General features: G+C 52.5%; 20 protein-coding genes. 11 read left to right on the top strand and 9 right to left on the bottom strand.

All coding sequences use genetic code 11. The features are described from left to right. The first annotated feature begins 40 nt into the window (after nt 1-40). Nucleotides 41-1570 carry a Fic family protein gene (locus N1689_RS18855; protein ID WP_260059776.1) on the top strand — a complete coding sequence of 510 codons (1530 nt, stop codon included), beginning with the start codon at nt 41-43 and terminating at the stop codon, nt 1568-1570. 37 nt (nt 1571-1607) lie between these two features. Here N1689_RS18855 and N1689_RS18850 read toward each other — a convergent pair whose 3' ends face one another. Next, the gene (locus N1689_RS18850; RefSeq protein ID WP_260059775.1) at nt 1608-2303 is read right to left on the bottom strand and encodes a haloacid dehalogenase type II; all 696 of its coding nucleotides are present in this window, start codon (nt 2301-2303) and stop codon (nt 1608-1610) included. 270 nt (nt 2304-2573) lie between these two features. Here N1689_RS18850 and N1689_RS18845 point away from each other — a divergent pair, with 270 nt between their 5' ends. Continuing rightward, complete coding sequence (locus N1689_RS18845; protein ID WP_309568533.1) at nt 2574-2768, top strand: HigA family addiction module antitoxin; 195 nt, start codon at nt 2574-2576, stop codon at nt 2766-2768. A gap of 144 nt (nt 2769-2912) precedes the next feature. Here N1689_RS18845 and N1689_RS18840 read toward each other — a convergent pair whose 3' ends face one another. The 4 genes from N1689_RS18840 to N1689_RS18825 form a co-directional block, all read right to left on the bottom strand. Next, nucleotides 2913-3119: an antitoxin gene (locus N1689_RS18840; protein WP_260059785.1), complete on the bottom strand. Its 207-nt coding sequence runs from the start codon at nt 3117-3119 to the stop codon at nt 2913-2915. Nucleotides 3120-3456: 337 nt separating this feature from the next. Then, a complete protein-coding gene (locus tag N1689_RS18835) occupies nt 3457-4590 on the bottom strand; it encodes a glutathione-independent formaldehyde dehydrogenase (protein WP_222925709.1) in 1134 nt (377 codons plus the stop codon). A 357-nt stretch (nt 4591-4947) separates the two neighbouring features. Beyond that, on the bottom strand, nt 4948-5895 hold the full coding sequence (locus N1689_RS18830; RefSeq protein WP_161736451.1) for a sulfonate ABC transporter substrate-binding protein: 948 nt from the start codon (nt 5893-5895) through the stop codon (nt 4948-4950). A gap of 95 nt (nt 5896-5990) precedes the next feature. Continuing rightward, nucleotides 5991-7880: a sigma-54-dependent Fis family transcriptional regulator gene (locus tag N1689_RS18825; protein WP_161736452.1), complete on the bottom strand. Its 1890-nt coding sequence runs from the start codon at nt 7878-7880 to the stop codon at nt 5991-5993. Nucleotides 7881-8154: 274 nt separating this feature from the next. Here N1689_RS18825 and ssuD point away from each other — a divergent pair, with 274 nt between their 5' ends. From ssuD to N1689_RS18800, 5 genes are all read left to right on the top strand, one after another. Beyond that, a complete protein-coding gene (gene ssuD / locus N1689_RS18820; protein ID WP_222925708.1) occupies nt 8155-9327 on the top strand; it encodes an FMNH2-dependent alkanesulfonate monooxygenase in 1173 nt (390 codons plus the stop codon). A 26-nt stretch (nt 9328-9353) separates the two neighbouring features. Next, nucleotides 9354-10766: an FAD/NAD(P)-binding protein gene (locus tag N1689_RS18815; RefSeq protein ID WP_260059774.1), complete on the top strand. Its 1413-nt coding sequence runs from the start codon at nt 9354-9356 to the stop codon at nt 10764-10766. Between the two features lie 68 nt (nt 10767-10834). Continuing rightward, nucleotides 10835-12247, top strand: a complete 1413-nt coding sequence (locus N1689_RS18810) for an LLM class flavin-dependent oxidoreductase (RefSeq protein WP_260059771.1) — start codon at nt 10835-10837, stop codon at nt 12245-12247. Between the two features lie 262 nt (nt 12248-12509). Next, nucleotides 12510-13970 (top strand): MFS transporter, encoded by a 1461-nt coding sequence (locus tag N1689_RS18805; RefSeq protein WP_161736464.1) that lies wholly within the window; start codon nt 12510-12512, stop codon nt 13968-13970. Next, nucleotides 13963-15174, top strand: coding sequence for a monooxygenase (locus N1689_RS18800; protein WP_253418475.1), 1212 nt, complete (start codon nt 13963-13965; stop codon nt 15172-15174). The genes N1689_RS18805 and N1689_RS18800 overlap by 8 nt, the downstream gene beginning before the upstream one ends. Before the next feature lie 304 nt (nt 15175-15478). Here the strand turns inward: N1689_RS18800 and N1689_RS18795 are convergent, their stop codons facing one another. Further along, nucleotides 15479-15949 (bottom strand): SgcJ/EcaC family oxidoreductase, encoded by a 471-nt coding sequence (locus N1689_RS18795; RefSeq protein WP_161736457.1) that lies wholly within the window; start codon nt 15947-15949, stop codon nt 15479-15481. A 936-nt stretch (nt 15950-16885) separates the two neighbouring features. Here N1689_RS18795 and N1689_RS18790 point away from each other — a divergent pair. After that, nucleotides 16886-17926 carry a tyrosine-type recombinase/integrase gene (locus N1689_RS18790; protein WP_260059767.1) on the top strand — a complete coding sequence of 347 codons (1041 nt, stop codon included), beginning with the start codon at nt 16886-16888 and terminating at the stop codon, nt 17924-17926. A gap of 464 nt (nt 17927-18390) precedes the next feature. Here N1689_RS18790 and N1689_RS18785 read toward each other — a convergent pair whose 3' ends face one another. Further along, nucleotides 18391-18771: a hypothetical protein gene (locus N1689_RS18785; protein ID WP_260059765.1), complete on the bottom strand. Its 381-nt coding sequence runs from the start codon at nt 18769-18771 to the stop codon at nt 18391-18393. 321 nt (nt 18772-19092) lie between these two features. On the opposite strand from N1689_RS18785, the gene N1689_RS18780 reads away from it, so the two are divergent. Further along, complete coding sequence (locus N1689_RS18780) at nt 19093-20124, top strand: alpha/beta hydrolase fold domain-containing protein (protein WP_405038951.1); 1032 nt, start codon at nt 19093-19095, stop codon at nt 20122-20124. Between the two features lie 114 nt (nt 20125-20238). On the opposite strand, the gene feoB is transcribed toward N1689_RS18780, so the two are convergent. After that, a complete protein-coding gene (gene feoB, locus N1689_RS18775) occupies nt 20239-22566 on the bottom strand; it encodes a Fe(2+) transporter permease subunit FeoB (RefSeq protein ID WP_260059761.1) in 2328 nt (775 codons plus the stop codon). Beyond that, complete coding sequence (locus N1689_RS18770; protein WP_222925701.1) at nt 22566-22790, bottom strand: FeoA domain-containing protein; 225 nt, start codon at nt 22788-22790, stop codon at nt 22566-22568. Before N1689_RS18770 ends, feoB begins: the two co-directional genes overlap by 1 nt. Before the next feature lie 323 nt (nt 22791-23113). Here N1689_RS18770 and N1689_RS18765 point away from each other — a divergent pair, with 323 nt between their 5' ends. Continuing rightward, entirely contained in the window at nt 23114-23587 is a 474-nt protein-coding gene (locus tag N1689_RS18765) for a WbuC family cupin fold metalloprotein (RefSeq protein ID WP_222925700.1), read from the top strand. Nucleotides 23588-24257: 670 nt separating this feature from the next. Continuing rightward, entirely contained in the window at nt 24258-24539 is a 282-nt protein-coding gene (locus N1689_RS18760; protein WP_161736743.1) for a hypothetical protein, read from the top strand. The last annotated feature ends 146 nt before the right edge of the window (nt 24540-24685 follow it).

Genomic DNA, 24685 nt, shown 5'->3' with positions numbered 1-24685 from the left:
TTTTTGTTATCGTTTTCGGGCAACGGATAAAGGATTCACTATGCTGGTCGGCTTTAGCGCACTGCGCGAACGTTATGCTATCCAACTGGCGCAGCCATTACGCGTTAAGTCAGCTATTGGAACGGTACGCTCTCATCATGACAGCCAGGGCCAGGTTGAAAATCATTATCCACTTGGCTATCAACCGGAAGATGATTTTGCCGGTCACTTTGCCTTTGGTCTCAAGTACGAAGAGATTCACCTGGAGTTTTTTGCCCGCCTGTTTACCGCTGTCGGCCCGGAACCGCTGGAGGCGTGGTGCCGTCAGGAGCCGTTCGGACAGTATGCGCGACGGGCTGGCTTTCTCTATGAATGGCTGACCGGCAACACGCTGCAGGTACCGGATGTCACCAATGGAGGTTATATTGAGGCCATTTCATCCAAAGCCTATCTGACCCGAACGACAGTAAAGCGCGTCAGACGCTGGCGCATCAATGATAACCTGCCAGGATCGGTGGATTTCTGCCCGCTGGTACGCAGGACCGCGGCCGTTGAGCAGGCGCTTACGTTCGATCTCAATGATGCCTTAAACGATCTGGATAACGCCTTTGGCGCAGACATTCTGATGCGCACTGCCAGCTGGCTGACATTTAAAGAGTCGCGCGCCAGTTTTCTCATTGAGAAAGAGTCGGATCAGGGCGACCGCATTCAGCGGTTTGCTCACGTTATTGCGCAGTATTGCGGACAGCTTGACGATTCGCTCAGTGATAGCAGCCTGCATACCATACAGCAGGGCATTCTTGGCCAGGACGCACTGGGACTGGGCCTGCGCCGCTCACCCGTGTTTGTCGGGCAGTCGACAATGCGTGAGGATATCGTCCATTATATTGCGCCGCACTATGATGATGTTCCTCGCTTCATGCAGGGCCTGAAAGCCTTTGACCTGGCGACGCGGGGTGCCGCGCCACTGGCCCGTGCCGCGGTTATTGCGTTTGGCTTCGTCTATATCCACCCGATGCGTGATGGCAATGGCCGCATCCACCGATTTTTAATCAATGACACGCTGATTCGTGACGGAGCGATACCGGATGGGGTCATCCTGCCGGTCTCAGCCACCATCACCAGTTCGATGGATTTTCGGGTCGGCTACGATCGCACGCTGGACGTGTTCTCGAAACGGCTGATGCGGCGCTATGCGGGCTGCTATCGGTTTGGCGAACTGAAAACCTATGAAGATGACACGCTGAGCAACTTCAGTTTCAGCGAGTATGAGGATGCCCGGTTCGCCTGGCGCTATCCCGACTTAACCGAGCATGTGCTTTATACCTGCAAAGTTATAGAGCATACCGTCAGAAAAGAGATGGCTGATGAAGCGCGCGTATTGGTGATATTTCAGCGTGCACAGCAGCGTCTGAAGGACGTCGTTGAAATGCCCGATCAGGACGCGAGTCGCATTATTCGTTCGCTGAAGGAAAATGGCTGGCAGATCTCTGGCAAGCTTAAAAAAGCGTTTCCGGTGCTGGACGATACGACGCTGTCCGGGCGCATCGTGGAAGCGGTCAGAGCGGCGTTTGAGACCCAGGCAGACTGACTGCCTGGGTTTTACCGGGAATCACTGAGCACTATGCTTAGCCGGGCAGTTTAAGCTGTGCGGCCAGCGCCTGGATATCGCTGACGATCAAATCAGGTGCAGGTGCCAGCGGATAAGGTACCTGTCCGTGACGGCTGACAAAGGCAGTTTTCATGCCTGCCCGTTTTGCGCCGCCCACATCCCAGCCATGCGCCGCCACCATCATGCACTCAGACACGGGTTTGCCCATCTCCTCCATTGCCCACTGATAAACTCTCAGGTCGGGCTTATAAATCTGAACCTCCTCCACGCTGAGAATGCGAGTGAACAGCGGTCCCAGTCCGGCTGAGCTGAGTTGTTTTTCAGCCAGCGCGGCAGAGGAGTTGGTCAGCGCAACCAGCGTAAAACTCTGCTGCTTCAGGGCCGTCAGTCCTGCGGCAACGTCAGGATGGGCGGGCATGGCGGCGATAATGTCAGCCAGCGGCGTCGCGTCAGCTGGCAGAGTGACGCCGTAACGCGCAGCGGTCATCTTCAGTACTGCTTCGGCAATATCACCAAAGCTGTGCCAGCTGCCGGTCACTGACTCGACCAGTGAATGATGCAACAGTGAGGTAAACCAGGCCTCGGCGCGCTCCGGCCTGTTGCCAAGCCGCTGCGCGACAGCATGGTTCAGTTCGGTAGTGGACAAAAGGGTTTCATTCACATCGAAAAACAGGGTGCCGCTATAGGGTTTGGGGTTGCTAATGTTGCTCATTGGGCCTCCGGTAGATCGGACGAGTGTGATTGTGAGGCGTTTGGGCGCTGATTGAAGGTAGGACATTGAGGAAGATTGCTCAAGGTGTGGAGGCAGCGATAGGGTTGAAGGTAGATTAGCAAAGCCAGATGTAATTCAAGCCTGAAAACAGAGCGCATAATACTAATTATGTTAAATAATACATAATTGTTACGGGAAACGGGCGCATTACTTTTAGTTTAAAAACGGTGACGCCTGGATTCTAAATTATGAGGACTATCGCTAAAGACAATGCCTAATCCCCCACACGCAGGTGAAGTTATTTCCGACATCATGGAAGATCTCGACAATGGAATCAGGGAGTTGGCTCGTGCTTTGGCTATTGCACCCTCTACAGCATCAGGAATGGTTTCTGGTATCACCGCTGCAACGCCTGAGATGGCTATCAAACTGGCTGCTGTTATCGGCAGTACACCTGAGATGTAGCTTCGAATTCAGGTTGCCTATGACCTTGATCGGACGGCTAAAACAGTGGATTTGTCGGTATTGAATAGCAGTTACAAGCCCGAACCATTGCAAAACACGAACCAGCCGTATCTTACTGATGCGATTGAGTATCGAAGATATAACTCACAAAAGCTGATCCAGAACGACATCAAGCAGAGGCGGGTTGCTGCGTTCGTGGACCAGTTTAACCAGTTCATTATCGTCAAGGGCATCAGGTATCAGTTCGTAAAGCTCTGCCGGGACGCAATAAAATGCAGGCTGATTTTGGTGGAGTATTGCGACCGGATAACCCTTCCCTGCTTTAACAATGGCAATGGGATCGCTTTTCAGCGCCTCTGTGCGGGCACGGGTATCGCAAAACTATGTATGACATAACCCCTCCAGGGCTACCTGACAGCGTTTTATCGTATCAGCATGAGGCACTGTTAATCAGCCACGGCATGTTCAGAACCCGTTGAAACTGATGTGTTCTTTATCAAAAAAGCTAAACGCAAAATCATTCTGCAAAGAGCCGTTCGATTTGATTTGCAAAACGCCCCGGCGCTTTCACCTCGCCTCTTTCTCATAAGAGTCATAACACACGCTGAAAGCATCAAACCACAGACAGGCTTTTAGTTCTCCTTCTCATTTCCGCCTGAATGTGGCTTATGCGGCTATGGCTCACGATTCAGGGTTTCAGAATAACTTTTGTCCAGCCATTATCACGATCGTCAAAATGCTTATAGCCTTCGGGAGCATCTGCCAGTGCAAGACGATGTGAGATGATCTGCGCCGGATTAGCTCTGCCCTGATGGATAAGCCTGGCGAGCTGGCGGTTGTAGGCTTTCACGTTACACTGGCCGGTTTTCATTGACTGACCTTTAAACCAGAACGTACCAAAATCGAACGGCACTTTACCCTCTTTAGCCAGCTCAGTTGCACCGCCGGGATCCTGAGGAACAAAAACGCCTACCGTACCAATCCCGCCCGTGGCCTTAGTTGATGCAACAAGGCTGTTCAGCGTGGCGGAGTTGTCCTCATGGCCATGTTTATTGCAGCACTGATAACCCACGCACTCGCAACCGCAATCCGTGCCGCGCCCATCGGTGAGTTCGAGGATTTTATTGACCGCCTCATCGCCCACGCCATTGATCGCCACTGCACCAATCTGTTCGGCTAACGCCAGTCTGTCAGGATGGGTATCGACCACAAAGACCTGTGATGCGCCTTTAATCATGGCCGAATGTGCCGCCATTAAGCCGACCGGGCCAGCACCGTAAATGGCAACACTCTCGCCAGGGCGTAATCCTGCCAGCTCCGTGGCATGCCAGCCGGTAGGGAAGATGTCGGACAGCATAACGTAGTCTTCCTCCTTTTCTGCCGCATCCGGCGGCAGTACCAGGCAGTTAAAGTCAGCAAAGGGAACACGAAGTAACTCCGCCTGACCACCCTCCCATTCGCCCATCTCCGCAAAGCCATAGGCGGCACCGGCCGTACCCGGATTTGCCGTGAGACAGTAACCGGTTAACCCTTTCTCGCAGTTTTCACAGAAGCCGCAGCCGATATTAAAGGGCAGGCAGACATAATCACCGACTTTAATCCGCTCTACACCGCTACCGATTTCAACAACCTGGCCCAGATTCTCATGGCCGAAGATGCGACCCTGCTCGAAGCTGGTTCGCCCTTCGTACATATGTAAGTCAGAACCGCAGATATTGGTGGTGGTAATACGGACAATCACATCGGTGGGACGAACGATTTTCGGATCCGGAACGTCTTTGACTGAAACGTCAAAAGGTCCGTTATAGACAACTGCTTTCATAATGTTTACCTCACGGGCATGATCAGTTTTGAGGGTGGCGACTGCATGATGCATTGCTGACGCGTACCCTCTTCGTGATGCTGCTTTTCAATCAACGGGCGTAATTGAATGCGTAAGTGTAGAACAGATTATGAAGCAGGCTGCTAACATTAACATCGTGTAACTCTATGAAATATAAACACCGCTTCGCTAAATTCCCTTTTGTCTTCCCCGCCTTTCTGCTTATCCTCACCCTGCTGTAATGCTACGGACCTATTACCGGAAAGAGATTAGCAAGGCCGCCTGTTGCTATTTAGAGAGACTGATTATCAGATGTCAGACGAAGCTTATCCGGATAAATATTCGCCTGATGCTTGCCTACTTCTTATCCTGCGACCACGTCGCGCTGCGGATATCGACTTTCACCGGCAACAGACCAATCCGGGTAAAGGTATCTGCCAGCGCCTGCTGCTGGGTGAAGACGTCTGGCGTCATCCGCTCTGCGCCAAACGGCATCCTTGCCAGGGCGCGCTGCCAGATCGGCTGCGGCAGACCGGTTGAGGTGGACATGATTTTTGCTGCCTCTTCCTGATTTTGATTAGCCCACTGACTCAGCGAACCCAGCTCATCCACCACCTCAGTGGCGATTTGAGGATAAGTTTCTGCGAACTTGCGGCTGGCAAGGTAGAAGGTGTAGTGCGGCACCAGCCCTTCGGCATTTTTAAGCAGCCGCGCATGGGCGTTGGTTTCCACTTCGGCGTAGTAGGGATCCCAGATGACCCAGGCATCTACCGCGCCGCGCTGGAAAGCGGCGCGCGCATCCGCAGGTGGCAGATAGACTGGCGTAATGTCTTTATAAGTCAGCCCTGCCTGCTCCAGCGCGGTGACCAGCAGATAGTTAACGTCAGAACCTTTATTCAGCGCCACACGCTTGCCTTTGAGATCCGCCACGCTTTTAATTGGCGAGTCTGCGGGCACCACAATCGCTTCGGTTTTAGGGTTAGCAGGCGAGTGTCCCAGATAAACCAGATCGGCCTGCGCTGCCTGAGCGAATGTCGGTGGCGCGTCGCCGGTAGCGGCCAGATCGATACTGCCGATGTTTAAGCCTTCCAGCATCTGCGGTCCGGCCGGGAACTCAATCCAGTGCACCGCAATACCCTGCTTTTTTAATTCCTGATCCAGCGTGCCGCGATACTTCAGCAGCGCAAAGATATTGGCTTTCTGAAAACCGATGTTCACTGTCTCGGGTTTCTCTGCTGCCTGGGTGTTGAACGCGAAACCCGCCTGGGCGGCAATAATCAAAGCGCTGAGTAAAACTTGTTTCATCTCTCATTCCTGAGTCTGGTTGTTGTCTGCGCAACATAACAAACGCGGGTTGAAGCGCTTAGCGATGAAATGTTCGATGCTTAGCTAAAAAAACGCTATGGATGCCAGACCGACTCGCGTACGCGAATGGCGCGACTGAATAACCCCAGCGCATAGAAGCGGTCCGCGATGGTCTGCTGTTCCCGGATAATGGCCAGGTTCATTCTCTGGGTCTGATGGCTGCGCCGGGCTAAGGCGTGCATCAGTGAGGTGGCAGAGATGCCGAGTTCCGTGGAGAGCAGCCCGGCAGCTTCAGCACGATGCGCATCAATGTAGCGGCCGGTCTGCTCGAGCGCGTTAAGCAGAACCTGTAACAGATCGCCAGAGTGCGTCGCAAATCCGCGCTCAGCCAGGTAAAACTGATGGTTATTGACCCGGCCAGTGCCATCCGCAATTACCCTGAACTCTCCGCTGTTCTCCGCATCGCTGAGTAACGGGTCCCACATCATCCAGGCATCCACCGCGTTGAGATCGCTGGGCGTCAGCGGATATTTAGGTGGGGCATAGACAATGCGCACATCATCCAGCGCTAAACCCGCCTCATCCAGAATCTGCAATAACAGATAGTGAACGTTGGAACCGCGATTCACGGCGATACGTTTGCCCCGGAGATCGCCAATCTGCTGAACCGGGCTGCTCTTCGGAACCAGCAGCGCCACGCTCTGCGGGGCGGCAGGTTCCCAGGCGACATAGACCATCGGACTATTGCTGGCCTGTGCAAACAAGGGGGGGACTTCACCAGTAGTTCCGAAATCGATCTCCTTATTGCTCAGCGCATGCAGAAGCTGGGGACCCGCAGGAAACTCACTCCACATGACGCTGACGCCCTGCCCGGCCAGCTGCTGTTCCAGCGACTGGCGGGCTTTCAGGATGCCAAGGTTGCCAAATTTCTGATAACCAATACGCAGTTCCCGCTCCCGCTCAGGCTGCTGACCAGGAGCAGCATCGCGCTGACGCACTGAACCGCGGCGCGGTTTAATCACCCCCAGATGCCCCAGCTGCGTGCGCAATGTATGTCGGCTGATACCCAGCAGCGCGGCCGCCTGTAACTGATTACCCTGGGTGAGTTCCAGCGCATTTTTTACCAGCGCAGCAATTACCCGCGGATAGAGCGGCGTGTCACTCTGCTGCATCTGCTGGCGTAAAAACTGATCCAGTGCCTCCTCTCCCTGCGGCAGATCGCTCCCCGCAAGAGGGCTTAGCCGCAGCTGCTGGGGCGTGACCAGTGAGGTTTTGCTGAGCAGCACGGCGTTGTGCAGCGTGTTCTCCAGTTCACGGATGTTGCCCGGCCAGCTGTAGTTCATCAACACCGTCATGGCTTCATCGCTGAGGCGAAGCTGAGGACGACCAAGACGGCGCGCATAGAGCTGCAGGAAGTGACTGGCCAGCACCGGAATATCTTCGCAGCGCTGACGCAGCGGCGGCAGTGTGACGCTGGCCACATTCAGCCGATAGTAAAGGTCTTCCCGGAATCGCCGCTCACGAATTGCCATCACCAGATCCCGGTTGGTCGCGGCAATGACCCGCACATTGACTTTTACTGGCCTGGAGGATCCCACGCGGGTGATCTCACGCTCCTGCAGCACGCGTAGCAGCTTCACCTGCAGCGACGGGCTTAGCTCACCAATCTCATCCAGCAGCAGCGTGCCGCCCTCTGCCGCCTCAAACCAGCCACGATGTTTATCCTGTGCGCCGGTAAAGGCGCCTTTCTCATGACCAAACAGCTCCGACTCCGCCAGGCTCTCGGTAAGTGCGCCGCAGTTAACGGCCAGAAAAGGCTGTCGGCTGCGCGCACTGTGATGATGCAGGTAGCGCGCCATCACCTCTTTGCCGGTGCCGGTTTCGCCAATAATTAATACGGTTGCATCGGTGGGCGCGAGCTGATCCAGCACGCTTTTAAAGGCGCGTGATGCGGGGTCAATTAACTCAGGGCTGGCTATCTGCATCTTTTTTACCGGGTGAGCAGGAAAGTCATGACCATACCGCGCCGCTGACGCTGAAACGAGAGCTGAAACACACCAGGTTGTTGCCGATGCAGCAGAGTACAACTCCTTCTGTTGCGAATGCAGCAGATTAACATCTGCCATCAAAATGATAAATCATTGAATTTTAATAATAAAATTATTTAACCGCACTGGCACGCATCCTGCTTAGGGCTATATAACCAAAGGGATTAACCCTATGTGATAAATTTGAATATCGTTATAAAGGAATCTGCTAATGAGCCATGCGACACAGGAAAATCCCAACCTCTTCTGGTTTCTGCCTACTCACGGCGACGGGCGCTATCTGGGTACCACCGAAGGCGGCAGAGCAGTCGATTTACCCTATTTACAGCAGGTTGCGCTGGCGGCAGATAATCTGGGCTACTACGGTGTGTTAATCCCGACCGGTAAAAGCTGCGAGGATTCATGGCTGGTCGCCTCGGCACTGGCACCGATCACCAAAAAGCTGCGCTATTTAGTGGCCGTGCGTCCCGGCCTGCAACCGCCCAGCCTGGCGGCGCGCATGGCGGCAACGCTGGACCGTCTTTCCGGCGGCCGGTTGCTGATCAACGTGGTCACGGGTGGCGATCCGGTGGAGAACAAAGGTGACGGCATCTTCCTGAGTCATGAAGAGCGCTATCAGGTGACCAAAGAGTTTCTTGAGGTTTACTCCCGCCTGCTGAAAGGCGAGAAGGTAGACTTTGAAGGTGAGCATATTCGCGTGGAAGGCGCTGAGATCCTCTTCCCGCCAGTGCAGGAAGACGGTCCGCCACTCTATTTCGGTGGTTCGTCGGAGGCAGCTATCGACATTGCGGCAAATCAGATCGACACCTATCTGACGTGGGGCGAGCCGGTTGAACAGGTCGCGGAGAAGCTGGCGGTGGTTCGTCAGCGGGCGCAGGAGAAGGGCCGTACGCTCTCTTATGGCATCCGCTTGCATGTCATAGTACGTGAAACGGAAGAGGAAGCCTGGGCGGCGGCCGATCGGCTGATTTCTCACCTGGATGAAGAAACTATCGCCGCCGCGCAGAAAATCTTTGCCCGCATGGACTCCACCGGTCAGGCGCGGATGAGTGCCCTGCATCAGGGGTCGCGTGAGAGCCTGCGCATCGGTCCCAATCTCTGGGCTGGCGTTGGCCTGGTGCGCGGCGGTGCAGGAACTGCGCTGGTCGGCAATCCGCAGCAGGTTGCCGATCGCATCCGGGAGTATCAGGCACTGGGCATTGAGAACTTTATCTTCTCCGGCTATCCGCATCTTGAAGAGGCACACCGCTTTGCTGAGCTGGTAATGCCGTTGTTGCCGCTGGCCGCCAACGCCGAAAAGAAACAGCGCAGCGTCAACACCGGTCCGTTTGGTGAAACCATCGGCGGCGACCGTCGCCCGGCTAAACAGACCAGCGCCAGCTAGTCAGTTAACAGGAAAAAGGCTCGCTTATGTCACAACAGCAGATTGTCATTATCGGCGGCGGGTTCACCGGCACCGCGCTGGCGATCCATCTGGCCCGGGCTGGCCAGGCGGGGTTGCAGGTGACGGTAATTGAACCCCGCGCGCAGCTGGCGCAGGGCGTGGCATACGGCACCACCGATCCAGCTCACCGCATTAATGTGCCGGCCACCAGAATGCAGCTTGCCGGTGATGAAGAAGGGGCATTTGATTGCGACTATCGCGCCTCTCCTGCTTTTAACAACGACCCGGAGGCACTGTGGCATGACGACAACGTCTACCCGCAGCGTGGTGAGTTCGGGCGCTGGGTCAATGCGCAGTTTGTGCATCAGCAGCAGCACTCACCGGTGAAACTGAGTCATCTGCGTGACAGTGCGGTTGCCTTTAAGAATGGCGTGGTGACCACGGCCTTCGGGCAGCAGATTCATGCCGATCAGGTAGTGCTGGCGATCAGCCATCCCCCACCGGATCTGCCTGCTCTGCTGAAGCCGCTACAGGGCCATCCGGCTTTGATTGCTAATCCCTGGCAGCGCGATGCGCTGGCTCAGGTGGCTCCTGACGACAGGGTCGCGATTATCGGTTCAGGATTGACGATGTCTGACGTGGTGGCCTCGCTGCATCGCCAGCAGCACCGTGGAAAGATTACCGTCTTCTCCCGTCGTGGCCAGCTGCCGCGTGCCAATCTGAGTGGCAACAATGAGACTTACGCCCTGGATTACAGTCAGCCGCAACCTGCTACCGCGCGCGGCTGGTTGCATCGTGTGCGACAGGAAGTTAAACAGGCGGCGGCGCTGAATCTGCCCTGGCAGCTGGTGCTGGATGATATTCGCCGTAACGGTCAGCGCATCTGGCAGAGTCTGTCGCTGCACGAGCAGCAGCGCTTTCTGCATCATCTCCGTCCCTGGTGGGATGTTCATCGCTATCGTATTGCGCCACAGGTGAGCCAGGTTCTCAGCCAGCAGCAGGCCAGCGGTCAGCTGAATCTGCTGGCGGCGCGCCTTATCGCCGCTGAATCGGGTGGCGCAACGCTCCGGCTGACGCTGCGCCTGCGTGGTGCGCAATCACACATGCTGGAGGTGGAGAAAGTCATTGTCACCACCGGCCCTGCACACAATGCGCTGCTTAACAGCAATGCGCTGCTGCGTCAGCTCCATGGCGATGGCGTGATCCAGCCTGACTCGCTGGCGCTGGGGATCCAGGTCAATGCGCTGTCTCAGACGCTGAATGTGAACGGTGAAGCTAATCCCGGACTGTATGTTGCCGGGCCTGCCGCACGGGGTCGTTTTGGCGAGCTGATGGGATTACCGCAGGTGGCGGAACATGCCGAGTCCGTTGCACGACAGCTCCTCGCCACCCCGCCGCTACCCTTCAGCGAGCGATGTCCCGACTCACTCACCTACTGAATCTTCCTTATAAAACACACATTAAAAGGTGGGCGGCAAGCGATTGCCGTATCCGCTCAGGAGTCGCTATGTCATCGCAACGTGAAATTCGCCTGAATGCTTTCGATATGAACTGTGTCGGTCATCAGTCACCCGGCTTATGGGCGCATCCCCGCGACCGCTCATGGCAGTACAAAGACCTGGCGTACTGGACCGATTTAGCCCGCCTGCTGGAACGCGGTAAATTTGATGGGCTGTTTATTGCTGACGTGCTGGGTGTCTATGACGTGCTCAACGGTAATAACCATGCCGCCATCCGTCAGGCTACACAGGTACCGGTAAACGATCCGCTGGCGTTAATCACGCCGATGGCCATGGTGACGGAACACCTGGGCTTTGGCCTGACCGCCTCGCTGTCGTTTGAACACCCCTACCCGTTTGCGCGGCGAATATCGACCCTGGATCATCTGACCAAAGGCCGTATTGGCTGGAATATTGTCACCTCATATCTGGAAAGTGGTGCGCGCAATATCGGGCATCAGGCTCAGACCGACCACGATGCGCGCTACGACTACGCCGATGAGTATCTGCAGGTTATCTATAAGCTGCTGGAAGGAAGCTGGGAAGACGACGCTGTCCTGCGCGATCGTGAACGTCATATTTTCAGCGACCCCAATAAAATCCATCCGATTAACCATCAGGGAACGTTTTTCCAGGTGCCGGGCATTCATCTTTGCGAGCCGTCACCGCAGCGCACGCCGGTGCTATACCAGGCCGGTGCCTCCAGCCGGGGTAAAGCCTTTGCGGCGGAACATGCTGAATGCGTGTTCGTGGCAGCACCCTCAAAAGTACTGCTGAAGAAAACTGTGGCAGATATTCGCCGCAGGGCCGCTGAGGCGGGACGCGACCCGCGTTCCATCCTGATCTTCAATCTGCAGACGGTGATTGTGGGTGAAACTGACCTGGCGGCGCAGGCGAAATGGCAGGAGTACAAACGCTATGTCAGTTACGAAGGCGCGCTGGCGCTGATTTCGGGCTGGACCGGTATCGACTTCGGGCAGTATCAGCCGGAACAGGTATTAAAGCATCTGCATACCAACGCCATTCAGTCGGCGGTTGAGACCTTCTCCACCGCCGATCCCAATCGTCAGTGGACGGTGCAGGGACTGGCTGACTGGGTGGGCATTGGCGGTTTTGGCCCGTTGCTGGTGGGCAGCGCCGAAACCGTAGCGGATGAACTGCAGAGCTGGGTTGAAGAGACCGACGTTGACGGGTTTAACCTCGCCTACGCCGTGACGCATGAAACCTTCACTGACGTGGTGGAACTGCTGGTGCCCGAACTGCAAAAGCGCGGCGTCTACAAGCAGGAGTATCAGCCCGGTACGCTGCGTGAGAAGTTGTTCGGACAGGGGCCGCGGCTGGCGTCGCCACATCCGGGTGCCGGTTATCGTCGTAACGCTGACGCAGAAACTCGGGTAAATAGCGCTGAAATATCAGGATGAAATCTGCCGGTTAATAGTCTCAGTCATCGCTTAACAGATTTATTAACGGCTGAGAAAAGCGCCGATTTCAGGTCAGGAAAAGAGTAATGCTTTAATTCGTACCGGATGAATCCTGCTATTCATCCGGCGTCTGTCGTGGTCGTGTTTTAATGATTAACTTATTGAATATACTGAAATAGTTATCGTTATTTGTTGGTTGTTTACTGAGCCGGGAATGCCTATAAATCCCTCGTTACCTGCTGAATATAATAACGAGGATATGATGAGTACATTAGAGATTGACAACACCCTGACCGCCCCGCCGCCCCACTCCACGCCGGTTCGTTCGGTGAGTGATGTAGCCCGGCTGATCAACAGTAATACCGAGAAAAACAGCTACGCCCGCTGGATTGTGTTCCTGGCGCTGGGCGGTGTATTTCTTGATGCCTACGATCTCACCACGCTCTCTTATGGTATTGACGATGTGGTGAAAGAGTTTGGTTTAACCCCGGTGCTGACCGGACTGGTGACCTCTTCCATTATGATCGGCACCATCGTCGGTAACCTGGTTGGCGGCTGGCTGACCGATAAATATGGCCGCTACTCGGTGTTTATGGCGGACATGCTGTTCTTTGTGGTCTCTGCGATAGCTGCGGGTCTGGCGCCCAACGTCTGGGTATTGATTGGCGCGCGTTTTCTGATGGGAATCGGGGTAGGAATCGATCTGCCGGTTGCCATGGCCTACCTGGCGGAGTTCTCTAAATTCTCCGGCAAAGGGAACAAAGCGTCGCGCCTCGCCGCCTGGTGCCCGATGTGGTATGCCGCGTCATCTGCCTGCTTCTTTATTATTTTTGCGCTCTATTTCCTGCTACCTGCAGAACACATCGACTGGTTGTGGCGCGCCTCGCTGTTGTTTGGCGCGGTACCGGCCCTGCTCATTATCGCGGTACGCAGCAAGTTTATGAATGAGTCACCGCTGTGGGCAGCCAATCAGGGAGACCTGAGCGGAGCAGTTCGTATCCTGCGCGACTCCTACGGCATTATTGCGCATGAAGAGCAGCCCGAAAAAACCGAAACCGTGAAAGCGGCCCCGAAGGTGAGTTTCCGCGTGCTGTTTCAGAAGCCATACCTTGAACGCACCATCGTCAGCGCAGTAATGAACGTCTGTATCGCCTTTGAGTACACCGCCATTGCTTTCTTCCTGCCCTCTATCCTGGCGCAATTTCTGGGCGCGGGCGTGTTTGAAACCATCTCGGCCTCACTGGGGCTGAACGCGCTGTTCGCCTTTACCGGCGGTCTGCTGGGGATGCGACTGGCATGGAAATTTCCCTCCAGGCATGTGGCGATTGCGGGTTTTGCGCTGCAGTTTATCGCGCTAATCTCGCTGGCGCTGATCGGTCATCCGCAGGCGACTATCGGCGTGGTATTTGCCGTACTGATGCTGGGACTCTGGCTGTTTGCCGAAGGATTTGGACCCGGCGCGCAGTTGATGATCTATCCGGCGCTATCCTATCCGACCCACATTCGTGCAACCGGCGTGGGCTTTAGTCGCTCGCTCTCCGGCATCGGCAGTGCGCTGGCGCTATTTATCCTGCCCATTCTGCAGGCCCGTTATGGCACCAACATGTTCTGGATCGTCTCTCTCGCCGCCCTTATCCCCATTATTTTCCTGTTGATTATCCGGTTTGAACCGACCCGACAGGACATTGATGAACAACCTGCAACAGGAGAAGAACATGTCTGACTTAACCCATACTGAATTTGCCGCGCTGACCGAACATTTCCGGCCCCTCTTCAACCGTATTGCTGAAGGTGCCGCCGCGCGTGAAATCAACCGTACTCTGCTGCATGAGCCGATCCGCTGGCTGAAGGAGGCGCGGTTTGGCACCCTGCGTATCCCTAAAGAAGAAGGCGGTTTCGGCGTCTCGCTGCCGCAGCTCTTTTCCCTGCTGACCGCGCTGGCTGAAGCGGATTCGAATCTGCCACAGGCGCTGCGTGCGCACTTCGCTTTTATTGAGGATCGCCTGAACCAGCCAGAAAGTGAAGAGCGGCGGCGCTGGTTCCGCCGTTTCGTAGATGGTGAGCTGGTGGGCAGTGGCTGGAGTGAAATCGGAGCGGTTAAGCTGGGTGAGGTCAACACCCAGGTCTCACCGGCAGAGGGAGAATGGCGGATCAGCGGTGAGAAGTTTTACAGCACCGGCACGCTCTATGCGGACTGGATTGATGTCTATGCACAGCGGACTGACAACGGCCGCGACGTCATCGCGCTGGTGAACACGCATCAGAAAGAGGTGGAACGTGATGATGACTGGGATGGTTTCGGGCAGCGGCTGACCGGCAGTGGCACCACACGCTTTCATCATGCCCGCGTGGAGCAGCCGCATGTTTATGATTTCAGTGAGCGCTTTCGCTATCAGACCGCATTTTATCAGCATGTGTTATTAGCCACGCTGGCGGGTATAGGCCGGGCCGTAGTACGCGATGCGTCACAGGGGGTCGCGCAGCGTAAACGGATGTACAGCCACGGCAATGCGCCTCAGGTTAAGCAGGATGTGCAGGTGCTGCAGGTTGTCGGTCAGATCAGCAGCTGGATCTGGGCCGTTGAAGCCGCCGTTGATCGGTCGACCCACTCACTGCAACGGGCATTTGAACTGCAACTGAGCGGTGCGAATGAAGCGGAGCTTCACGCGGCGAACGTTCAGGCAGAGGTGGAGTCCGCCCGGGCGCAGGTAGTCGCGGTGGAGCTAGTGACGCGAGCTGCCACGGAGTTCTTCAATGCGCTGGGCGCGTCCGATACCCGCGTCAGCAAGGCGCTGGATCGGCACTGGCGCAACGCCCGCACAGTGTCATCACACAACCCGGTGATCTACAAAATCCGCAACGTGGGTGACTGGGAGGTAAATGGCAACGATCCGACATTTATCTGGCAGATCGGCAACGGTGATTAAGCATATTGATGATAGATGAATATGACGCAGCGGCGGTGTTCAGGCTGATAATGCAGTCGAGCGCCGTCTGGCGATAACATTTATTAATGTTAACCGAACCATGATAATGGGGTTACGTGTTTTAGTACCAATGAGCCTTATAAGGTAATCACAAGAATTCAGGTGTGAAATTTTTTTAAGGGATTACACCATGAAATAATTTTTTGCCAGGAAAAATCGGCAGTTATCTAAAATTCTGAAATGGCGGAATTAATAAAACCAGCTTCGCATTGTGAAGCTGGTTTTCATCCTGCCACACCGGTTGTTAAGGCTGGCTTACTGGCTCTGGCATAGCTGAAGAGTGGTGAGTGGAGATCTTCCAGCCCTTGCCATCCCAGACATAGGTGAAAGTATAACGTGCTGTGACGTGCGAATTATCTTTGAAGGTAAAAGTATAAACGCCGGCATCAATCGCTTTATTACAGCCGATTCGGATGGTGCGGGAATCAATTTTACCGCTCGGGCCTTTTTTCAGGAAGTCTTTAAAGTAATCAATGCGTTCCTGGTCTGTCAGGCGCACATGGTTTGAAATAGTTGGCAGCAGCACGGCATCGCTGACATATAATTCAGAGACTTTAGTGGCATCGCCGGTTGCCAGCGTATTATTCCAGGTATCAAACAGGCTGGCAACATCCTGTTCAGATGCTTTAACACAGGTCACAGGCTGTTGAGCCAGCGTGATAGCCGGTGCGCAGGACAGGCCAAATAGGCACAGTGACAATAACGTTTTTTTCATGAGATATCCTCTTTTTACCCTGGTGATGACAGCGTTCTGTGACTTAACTCAGACGCAGTCATGAAAAATTTAATAACGCATCAGGAAGAAATGCCCGTTACCTTGCCAGAAATTAATTTTCGATAATAAGTTAATTATCAGTCTCATTCGATAAATTATCTGACATAAAGCATCAACGTTGCTTTTTATTCAGGCTGGAAGATAACGTATGATCGCCAATAGTTGATATTTAAATCTTTGCGAAGTCAGTATTTAGTTTTTTATTCTGATTCAGGATGCAGATATGCTCCCGGATAACGTGAATAAGAACTGTTCATAGGATGATAGCCGGGTTAGCATGTGGAGATTCCATTCCAGAAATTCAGTAAGCAAAGCGTTCTCAAACGGATCTGGTAGACAGTATTTTCATTTAGGGTCCTTCAATTATCTTTAAATTAAACTGGCTGCTTACATAATAAAATTTTCAACCTTCAATGGTCTGTTAATTTCACTTCACGTTCTTTCCTTTTCGCCATACTCCGCGCACTGGAAGTGCTGACTTTAATCAAATTGTATTTATCAGGTCACTATTTCACCATTTCACTGAATCATTATTCAGACTTTCCTTCAATTATTCATTTTATGCCTTGCCAGAAATAACCGTTTCTTCATCAACCCAGGGTGGGCTGATGTTCCGGACGTCTTTCTGCCCTACCCATTTGAACGTCTGTCAATCAGGTCAAAACCGGGCTGAATCCGGCACCTTAACCTGGCTTCGTATAATTGTTCTTATACGAAGTCATGACACAGGAAAGTCGTCGGGTTATGATATAGAGCAGCAAAGATCACCCTGCAAAATGGCAACGCTACGTAAATTCTGACCGGTTATCCCCCTGATGAATTCTCAGAATTCACGTAGCGCGATCATCACGTTTTCTGACTGATAAGTGAGCAAAAATGAGCGAGATAGTGCCGTTAACCCATCTGACGGTGACCCGGAATAGTGATATCACCGAACGGCTCAGGCAGTTCGTTCAGGACAAAGAGGCATTTTCCCCCAATACCTGGCGACAGCTGCTTAGCGTCATGCGAATCTGCAATCAGTGGTCAGAAGATAATCAGCGTACTTTCCTGCCAATGAGTGCAGAGGATTTGCGCGACTATCTCTCTTTTCTGGCTGAAAGCGGCCGGGCCTCCTCGACGATCACTTCACACGCTGCGTTAATCTCGATGTTACACCGTAACGCCGGGTTGCCGGTGCCCAATCTCTCGCCACTGGTTTATCGTACGATGAAGAAGATAAATCGTGTGGCCGTGATGGAGGGTGAGCGCGCTGGCCAGGCCGTGCCTTTCAGGCTGTCCGACCTGATGGCACTGGATAAACAGTGGTCAGGTTCTGATAACCTTCAGGCACTTCGTGATTTGGCTTTTTTGCATGTCGCCTATGCAACGCTACTGCGTATCAGTGAACTGTCACGGTTGCGGGTGCGTGATGTGATGCGTGCCGGTGATGGTCGTATCATTCTGGATGTGGCGTGGACAAAAACGATTGTGCAGACCGGCGGATTGATCAAGGCGCTCAGTGCCCGTTCAACTCAGCGTCTGGAAGAGTGGATCGATGCAGCCGGGCTATCCGGCCAGCCTGATGCCTTTCTGTTTACTGCTGTACACCGATCTGGACGGGCAATGATTTCAGCAAAGCCGATAAGCACCCGGGCACTGGAACAGATCTTTGACCGTGCATGGCATACTGCTGGAAAAGGCGGCGCAGTGAAGGCTAACAAAAATCGTTATACCGGATGGAGTGGCCACAGCGCCAGGGTGGGCGCAGCTCAGGATATGGCTGATAAAGGCTATCCTATCGCCCGGATCATGCAGGAAGGCACCTGGAAAAAACCGGAGACACTGATGCGTTATATCCGTCATGTGGATGCGCATAAAGGTGCGATGGTGGAATTTATGGAGCAGCACGCGGCTCCGGATGTTGCTGACTCATAGAACGATAAAAAAGCGGAACGCCCATGATTAGGGCTCAAGTTATCCACAGAAAAAGTGGACAGCCTGTGTGTAAGCCGGTACTGAATGAGAGGGTGCCGGTCCTTCGACGCGTTCATCCCGCTGATATGATTGATTTCTTTTTACTCCCTTACAACTTGCTGCGACTCTGTCAAAAAATCAGACCTTTTAGTCAATAATGCGTGGATTATTGCGGTCAGTGATGACCCTTGTACTGGCGGTTAGCGGTTTATACCGGCCATGATGTCTTCTGCTGATTATTATTGAAAAGGCCGCTGCCCCTCGGCCTTTTCTGCACCTGAAGACGTGACTTCACGCTATCAATCACTTCATTTTATTGCCGGCTCAAAAAATGCATCAACGGAGGCTGGCGAACTGGTTGCAAACACCAGTGCCGTGGTGGTGCCATTGTTGACAAGCTGATCAAGAAATTCAGATGCCTGTTGTTACGCATAGTGATGATTGCGGAATTTTATTTCGGTTGGAAAGGTATAGGTATTGAGCCAGCCAATAAGCTGTTTACCATATTCACTGATCATGGTGATTTGAGGATAATGAACATGCGTATCCACGAATCCGGGTGTGATAATTTTTCCGCTGTAATTAATCAGCTGGTCGACAGGCTGGTCCTTTATGGTCGCATAATCACCTGATTTTAAAATATAGCCATCTTTAACAATAAGATAGCCATCTTCATAGTGCACGTTAGCTTCTTTTTCTTTTGCTGGATCGGCTTTAAAATAGACGATTTCAGCCCGGTATCCAACCGTTTCCGCGGCTACACAACAGGAGAAAAGAGACAACAATGCCATAAACGTAAGTTTCATTTACACCTCCATTTAGTATCTTTAATAAAATCCGTCTTATCTTTTCAGCGCGGGAATGATAGGTGAAATGATAAGGATGGCCGATACTAAAAATGCGATGACATTATTAACCTGGAAATATTGCTTAATTACTGAAATTAATCCGTTTTGTGGTTGTCTTATCCTTATCATCAATGATGCCTGACGTTTAAATTAACGCAGGTTTAGTCTGTTAATAATAATTTATTCACATTGTTTCTAATGTCTGATAAGCCAGAATCTTTATTCTGACACTTACACAAAGCATCCCATTAACATTTAAATGATTACAGGACAAAAAATATGAGAAACTGGCACCTCTTAATGTCGGGAGTCGTTATGCTTTCAGTCGCTACTACAGCCATCGCATCCGGTCAGGATCAGCTTCCAGGTCATGCTCAGGGTGCTGAGATTCTCCAGGTTAACACCCGTCAGGACCAGATCGACAATATTGGAGATCTGGTTTACCACCAGGTGAAAAGCGTGCGTTCTGTCAGGCAATTGCACATGTCACTGCTGGTGCCACGAACCAATGATCTGAAACCAGCGATTATCTATTTTCCCGGCGGGGGGTTCCTGTCAGCGGAACGTGACAAGTTTATTGCAATGCGGCTGGCCTTGGCAGAGGCGGGTTTTGTGGTCGCCGCAGCTGAATATCGCACTATTCCTGATATTTTTCCGGCGCCGGTTGTTGATGCTAAGGCGGCAGTCCGATTTCTGCGCCAGCATGCCTCTGAGTATGGTATCGATCCGGCGCGTATAGGGGTTCTGGGTGATTCGGCGGGGGGATGGCTCGCCCAGATGATGGGAAGCACCAATGGGGATAAATCGTTTGATAAAGGCGATTTCACTGACCAGTCTTCAGATGTACAGGCTGTGGCCACGCTGTATGGCATTTCTGATTTGCGTAGCATCGGAGAAGGCTTTCCGGATGCGATACAAAAAGTGCATCAATCCCCTGCCGTCACCGAAGCGCTGCTGATTAATGGTGCGGCGTTCCGCGAATTCGCCGGGGCATCAGTGACCGATGAGCCTGAGAAAGCGCTTTATGCGAGTCCAGTGGGTCACCTGAAAGGCGTTAAACCGCCATTTTTAATTATGCATGGCAGCAGCGATACGCTGGTCTCTCCTGAACAAAGTGCAAATCTTTATAACACCCTTAAAAAAGCGGGTAATCGTGCTGATTACGTGTTGATCGAAGGGGCTGAACATGGTGATTACCGCTGGTATCAGCCTGAGGTTATTACCAGAGTGACTCACTGGTTCCGGCAGGTGCTGGGTGAGCCAGCCAAATCAAAGAGCCAGTCAGCAGCAGATCCTGATGCCAGCCTCTGACTCAGGGTGATGTCTCCTTGCCTGTCAACCTGCACAGGCAAGGAGCACAGTCCTTTCACGCGCCTGTATGTAATCGTCTTGATGGTCCCTCAGCGTACCAGTCTGGTTTTGCGATCACTGCGCGTAGCTTTTCTGTTTATCACAATTTCCATGGCAGCCGCGACACCCCATCTTTTCCTCATCAGGCATAACCGGTATTGCCAGCACCCTGTTTCCCGCTTTACGCAGTGTCAGCAGGATGATTCCATTCAGCAACAGAACGCTTATCAGGCAGACTGCACTGAATACAGGATGCTCGTTAAACGTGACGGTCTGATAAAAGAATGTCGCTATGGTATAGGCGATGTTAAGCCCCCAGCAGAATGAGAACATCATCCATTTTTTCCCGGCCTCGCGGGCGATCGCGCCCATGACTGAGACGCAGGGAACGTAGAGCAGAACAAAGATTAAGTAGCTGTAAGCGGCAAAGCCGTTGCCAAATTTGGTAGCCATCACACTCATAGAACCGGATGCCATCTCACCATCGCCTTTACTGGCATCGAGGGGATGCGCCAGTGCATCAATTCTGAATGCAGCGGTCAGGCCCGCCCAGGTTTCCGTCAGCGCCGCTTTTAGTTCATCTGCCAGGTTAAAAGCCTGCGGGTCAAACACGCTGCGCTGAATCGCCTCCGTGGTGTAAAGACTGTTGAGCGTACCGACCACGACCTCTTTTGCCATAATGCCGCTCACCAGCCCCACTGTCGCCTGCCAGTTATCCTGCGTCACCCCGATTGGCAAAAGCACGGGCGTGATTGCTTTGCTGGTCGCCGCCAGCGCAGAGTGGTTTATGTCATCAACCAGCTGGCCGTTGAATGCAAAGCTGCTCAGCACACCAATCAGCATACTCACCAGGATAATGACCTGACCGGCACGCACCACAAACATTTTCAGCCGTTGCCAGGTCTGCAGCAGCAGGCTTTTAAGATGAGGCCGGTGATAGACCGGCAATTCCATGATAAACGGTGAAGCTTCGCCACCCAGCAGGGTATGCTTGAGCACCAGTCCGGTCGCAATCGCCACTACAATGCCCAGCAGATAGAGTGAAAATACCAGGCTGGAACTGTGAGCATCAAAGAATGCTGCGGCGAACACCGCAAAGATTGCCAGCCGCGCGCCGCAGGACATAAAAGGCGCAATCAGTACCGTAAGCAGACGCTCACGCGGCGTGTCGAGCGTTCTTGTACCCATCACCGCCGGCACATTACAACCAAAGCCGACAATCAGTGGCACAAAGGATTTTCCCGGCAGGCCCAGTGACTGCATCAGCCGATCCATCACAAAGGCGGCGCGCGCCATATAGCCTGAATCCTCAAGGAAAGAGAGGAACAGAAACATCAGGCCAATCTGTGGAATGATTGGCAGCACGGTATTGATACCGGCACCCAGCCCCTGCGCCAGAAAAACCGTCAGCCAAACCGGGAAGTGGCAGACATATCCCAGCCATTGTGCGCCATGAATGAATATCGCCACCGAACTGCCGTCGAACAGCGGCTGCAATGCCGCGCCGATATTAATCGAGAGAACAAACATCACATACATCACGGCCAGGAATATCGGAATGCCCAGCCAGCGGTCCAGCACAATGTTATCAATCCTGCGGGTAAGACTGGCCGGGATAGCCTGATGAATGTTACTGACGGCCGTACAAACCGCATTAATGGCACGATAGCGATAATCGGCTATCTGCACGCCCGTATCGCCACCCGCTCGCGCCATAATCTCAGGCAAGGTTGGAAGTAGTTCCGGGCAAAGTTTCTGGCTGTTGATATCGCCTTCAAGCAACTGCAATGCCAGCCAGTACCTTTTCTGCGGGGTCAGAGAGCCGGACATCTGCAGGCTGAGCTGCTCAATCGCGGTTTCAATCGCGGCCGGATATGGCACCTTCTCTGGAGCGCGATAAATATGTGGCTGGTCAATCAGTGTTTTTAGCTGAGCGATACCGTCGCCTTTGGTTGAAGTCAGTGAAACCACCGGACATCCCAGGCGGGCTGACAACGCTGCGGCATCAATAGTGATGTTCTGGCTTGCGGCAATATCCTGCATGTTCAGAGCGACAATACAGGGTACGCCAAGCTCAAGCAGTTGAAAGGTCAGGAACAGGTTACTTTCCAGACTGGAAGCATCGACGACGTTGATCACTACATCGGCATGATCCTGATAAAGATACTGACAGGCGATGCTCTCATCAATCGAGCTTTCAGCGGATAGCGTAGTCAGCGAGCGAGTGCCGGGCAGATCGATGAGCCGGACGTCAGACTGTGCAGTAAAGAACTGTCCCTCTTTACGTTCAACCGTGACACCCGCCCAGTTACCGACCCGCTGGCGGGCACCGGTCAGCTGATTAAACAGTGTGGTTTTGCCGGTGTTGGGATTGCCTATCAATCCGATGGTGATCTTTTCCATCAGGCGATTTCCTCCAGAATGATGTCGGCCAGATCACGCTGTCGCACCGCCAGGCTGACACGGCGGGTACGAATATGAACCGGATCGCCCATTGGCGCTACTCGAATGATTTCGATAACAGCACCTGGAAGCATGCCCATTGTCAGTAATTTCTGGCGCCAGGCGAAATTTACTGATGGCTTATAACCAAGAATTCGGTAGGTACTGCCCATGTTAATTGCCATACCACGCTCTGCCTCTGAGTAAGAGACACTCATTCTATAAATGATAAGCGTTTCGGTTTTTGATCTGGCTTCAGGCAGACAGTGGAAAAGTGCTCTGAATGGCTTTCGTTTAGGAAACAGAGAACATCTTTCTGTAACCTGGTATCACGCGATACAGGCGATGTTTGTGAGAACTCTCATCGTCAGTTTTATAGCTTTGAGCAGCATCTATACTCCCGACAACAATCTGCTCCGCGAATGCAGAGGTTATTCATCCGTTGAGAATGGCAAAAGCCTTACGGCAACCTGATTGTCGTAAGTTGTCCAAAATCCAGAAGGCTTATATGAAACAAATTACTGTTACTGACCTCCGGCATCTCAGCGAAGAGGCTGCGAAATCCCCTCGCTTACGAGCCAATCGTAATTTACACCCTGAATTGAGCGATCCGGTGCAGCGGCTGGCCATCGCGATGGAGCCGGGCACTTATGTCCGCCCTCACCGACATCCGCATACTTTTGAATTGCTGACCTCGCTCTGTGGGCGGTTTCAGGTATTACATTTTGATGAAAATGGGTATGTGACCCAACGGGTGATGTTAGGAGAGGGGGGCAAGGTCATGGAAACGGAAGCCGGCACCTGGCATGCGGTGTTATCGATGGATAAAGGTGGCGTTATTTTTGAGGTTAAACACGGAGGTTACCAGCCTGTGACTGAACAAGACTCAGCACCATGGGCACCCGCCGAAAATGAGCCGGGTGCTGGGGAGTTAATGGAATGGTATGCTCAGGCACAAGTAGGGGATTCTTTTATCCGATAATTATTGTTTTACGCGGAGTAGACGGTATCGCGAGCGATGCTGTTCTGCCCCTTTATCCTGGCCTGACTGAATATCTTTCATGATGTCTTTTTGCTCAAACTTTCGTGTGGCGGCATACACTGTTTTAATCAGTAAAAATTTTTTAAATACGCAGAATTTCTGTCGTAAAAAAGGATTAATATTTTTGGGGTTCTGTTAATACTGACATGAAAAAATTCTGCTATTACATCAAAACCATCCGAATTAAATAAGTGAAATATAGATTCATTATAAAAAGATTAGCCTCCAGGCTCGTCTGGAGGCACGTGAATCGCTAAACGTTATGATTCTTATGGAAAAATAATCACTGGTTTCGTTGCTTAGGTAAAGCAATAATGGAAAAATCACGACGCGCAATATAGTTTATTTTACTAAATCAGCAATTGTGTACGCAAAAAATCTTGTTTTCATAAGATGAAAAAATAAAATTATTACATGTCAATTCTGACGGGTCTTGCATAAAGGCATGCTTTCTCTTATCAAATCAATCAAAAAAAATCCATTTACGATTTATTTTAAATTTCTTTTGATAATGATAATTGACATTCAGGTCAGCTACAATCTCAGTACTTTCTTGCTAAAATTCCCCTGCGTTACCAGTTAAATTATACAGACATAAAAGGATGTTAAAATGCGTGAATTGTATATCTCAGAAGTGATCACCGTAAGTGGCGCTGACATCGGTTACTCGAAACTTCTTGGCTTGTGGAATGATGCGGGTCTGAATTCGCAGGGCTACTTTAACTATGACCGTGCCGCTAAAAGTATCAATGCTCTGGGGTTTGCCAGTGCAACAGAGAATAAAGACTGGAATAACTCATCAATTGGTGAGGCTGGATGGATGCTTAATGGCGCGGGTGAAAAAGTAACATGGTTCAACAACGGTCTCTTTATGGCTTTCCAGATCGGCTGATGTGAAGCAGCTAACACGGTTACTTCGCCGGACGTAGCGGTGATCGATAAAAGGTTTCTGAAACTATCCTGATTCAGAAACCTTTTTTATCTTTAATACTCACCTGTGAGGGACTATCAGACCAGCTGGTTGTCATGTAAAACATG

The sequence above is a fragment of the Pantoea sp. XY16 genome (genome assembly GCF_025153065.1).
GTDB classification, from domain to species: Bacteria; Pseudomonadota; Gammaproteobacteria; order Enterobacterales; family Enterobacteriaceae; genus Pantoea; species Pantoea alfalfae.
This window is presented reverse-complemented; position numbering and strand designations above follow the sequence as displayed.

Excerpts from the sequence above, each read along its gene's own strand:
- N1689_RS18855 (WP_260059776.1), top strand. The coding sequence starts at position 41 with ATGCTGGTCGGCTTTAGCGCACTGCGCGAACGTTATGCTATCCAACTG.
- N1689_RS18850 (WP_260059775.1), bottom strand. The coding sequence starts at position 2,303 with ATGAGCAACATTAGCAACCCCAAACCCTATAGCGGCACCCTGTTTTTC.
- N1689_RS18845 (WP_309568533.1), top strand. The coding sequence starts at position 2,574 with ATGCCTAATCCCCCACACGCAGGTGAAGTTATTTCCGACATCATGGAA.
- N1689_RS18835 (WP_222925709.1), bottom strand. The coding sequence starts at position 4,590 with ATGAAAGCAGTTGTCTATAACGGACCTTTTGACGTTTCAGTCAAAGAC.
- N1689_RS18830 (WP_161736451.1), bottom strand. The coding sequence starts at position 5,895 with ATGAAACAAGTTTTACTCAGCGCTTTGATTATTGCCGCCCAGGCGGGT.
- N1689_RS18825 (WP_161736452.1), bottom strand. The coding sequence starts at position 7,880 with ATGCAGATAGCCAGCCCTGAGTTAATTGACCCCGCATCACGCGCCTTT.
- ssuD (WP_222925708.1), top strand. The coding sequence starts at position 8,155 with ATGAGCCATGCGACACAGGAAAATCCCAACCTCTTCTGGTTTCTGCCT.
- N1689_RS18815 (WP_260059774.1), top strand. The coding sequence starts at position 9,354 with ATGTCACAACAGCAGATTGTCATTATCGGCGGCGGGTTCACCGGCACC.
- N1689_RS18810 (WP_260059771.1), top strand. The coding sequence starts at position 10,835 with ATGTCATCGCAACGTGAAATTCGCCTGAATGCTTTCGATATGAACTGT.
- N1689_RS18805 (WP_161736464.1), top strand. The coding sequence starts at position 12,510 with ATGAGTACATTAGAGATTGACAACACCCTGACCGCCCCGCCGCCCCAC.
- N1689_RS18800 (WP_253418475.1), top strand. The coding sequence starts at position 13,963 with ATGTCTGACTTAACCCATACTGAATTTGCCGCGCTGACCGAACATTTC.
- N1689_RS18795 (WP_161736457.1), bottom strand. The coding sequence starts at position 15,949 with ATGAAAAAAACGTTATTGTCACTGTGCCTATTTGGCCTGTCCTGCGCA.
- N1689_RS18790 (WP_260059767.1), top strand. The coding sequence starts at position 16,886 with ATGAGCGAGATAGTGCCGTTAACCCATCTGACGGTGACCCGGAATAGT.
- N1689_RS18785 (WP_260059765.1), bottom strand. The coding sequence starts at position 18,771 with ATGAAACTTACGTTTATGGCATTGTTGTCTCTTTTCTCCTGTTGTGTA.
- N1689_RS18780 (WP_405038951.1), top strand. The coding sequence starts at position 19,093 with ATGAGAAACTGGCACCTCTTAATGTCGGGAGTCGTTATGCTTTCAGTC.
- feoB (WP_260059761.1), bottom strand. The coding sequence starts at position 22,566 with ATGGAAAAGATCACCATCGGATTGATAGGCAATCCCAACACCGGCAAA.
- N1689_RS18770 (WP_222925701.1), bottom strand. The coding sequence starts at position 22,790 with ATGGCAATTAACATGGGCAGTACCTACCGAATTCTTGGTTATAAGCCA.
- N1689_RS18765 (WP_222925700.1), top strand. The coding sequence starts at position 23,114 with ATGAAACAAATTACTGTTACTGACCTCCGGCATCTCAGCGAAGAGGCT.
- N1689_RS18760 (WP_161736743.1), top strand. The coding sequence starts at position 24,258 with ATGCGTGAATTGTATATCTCAGAAGTGATCACCGTAAGTGGCGCTGAC.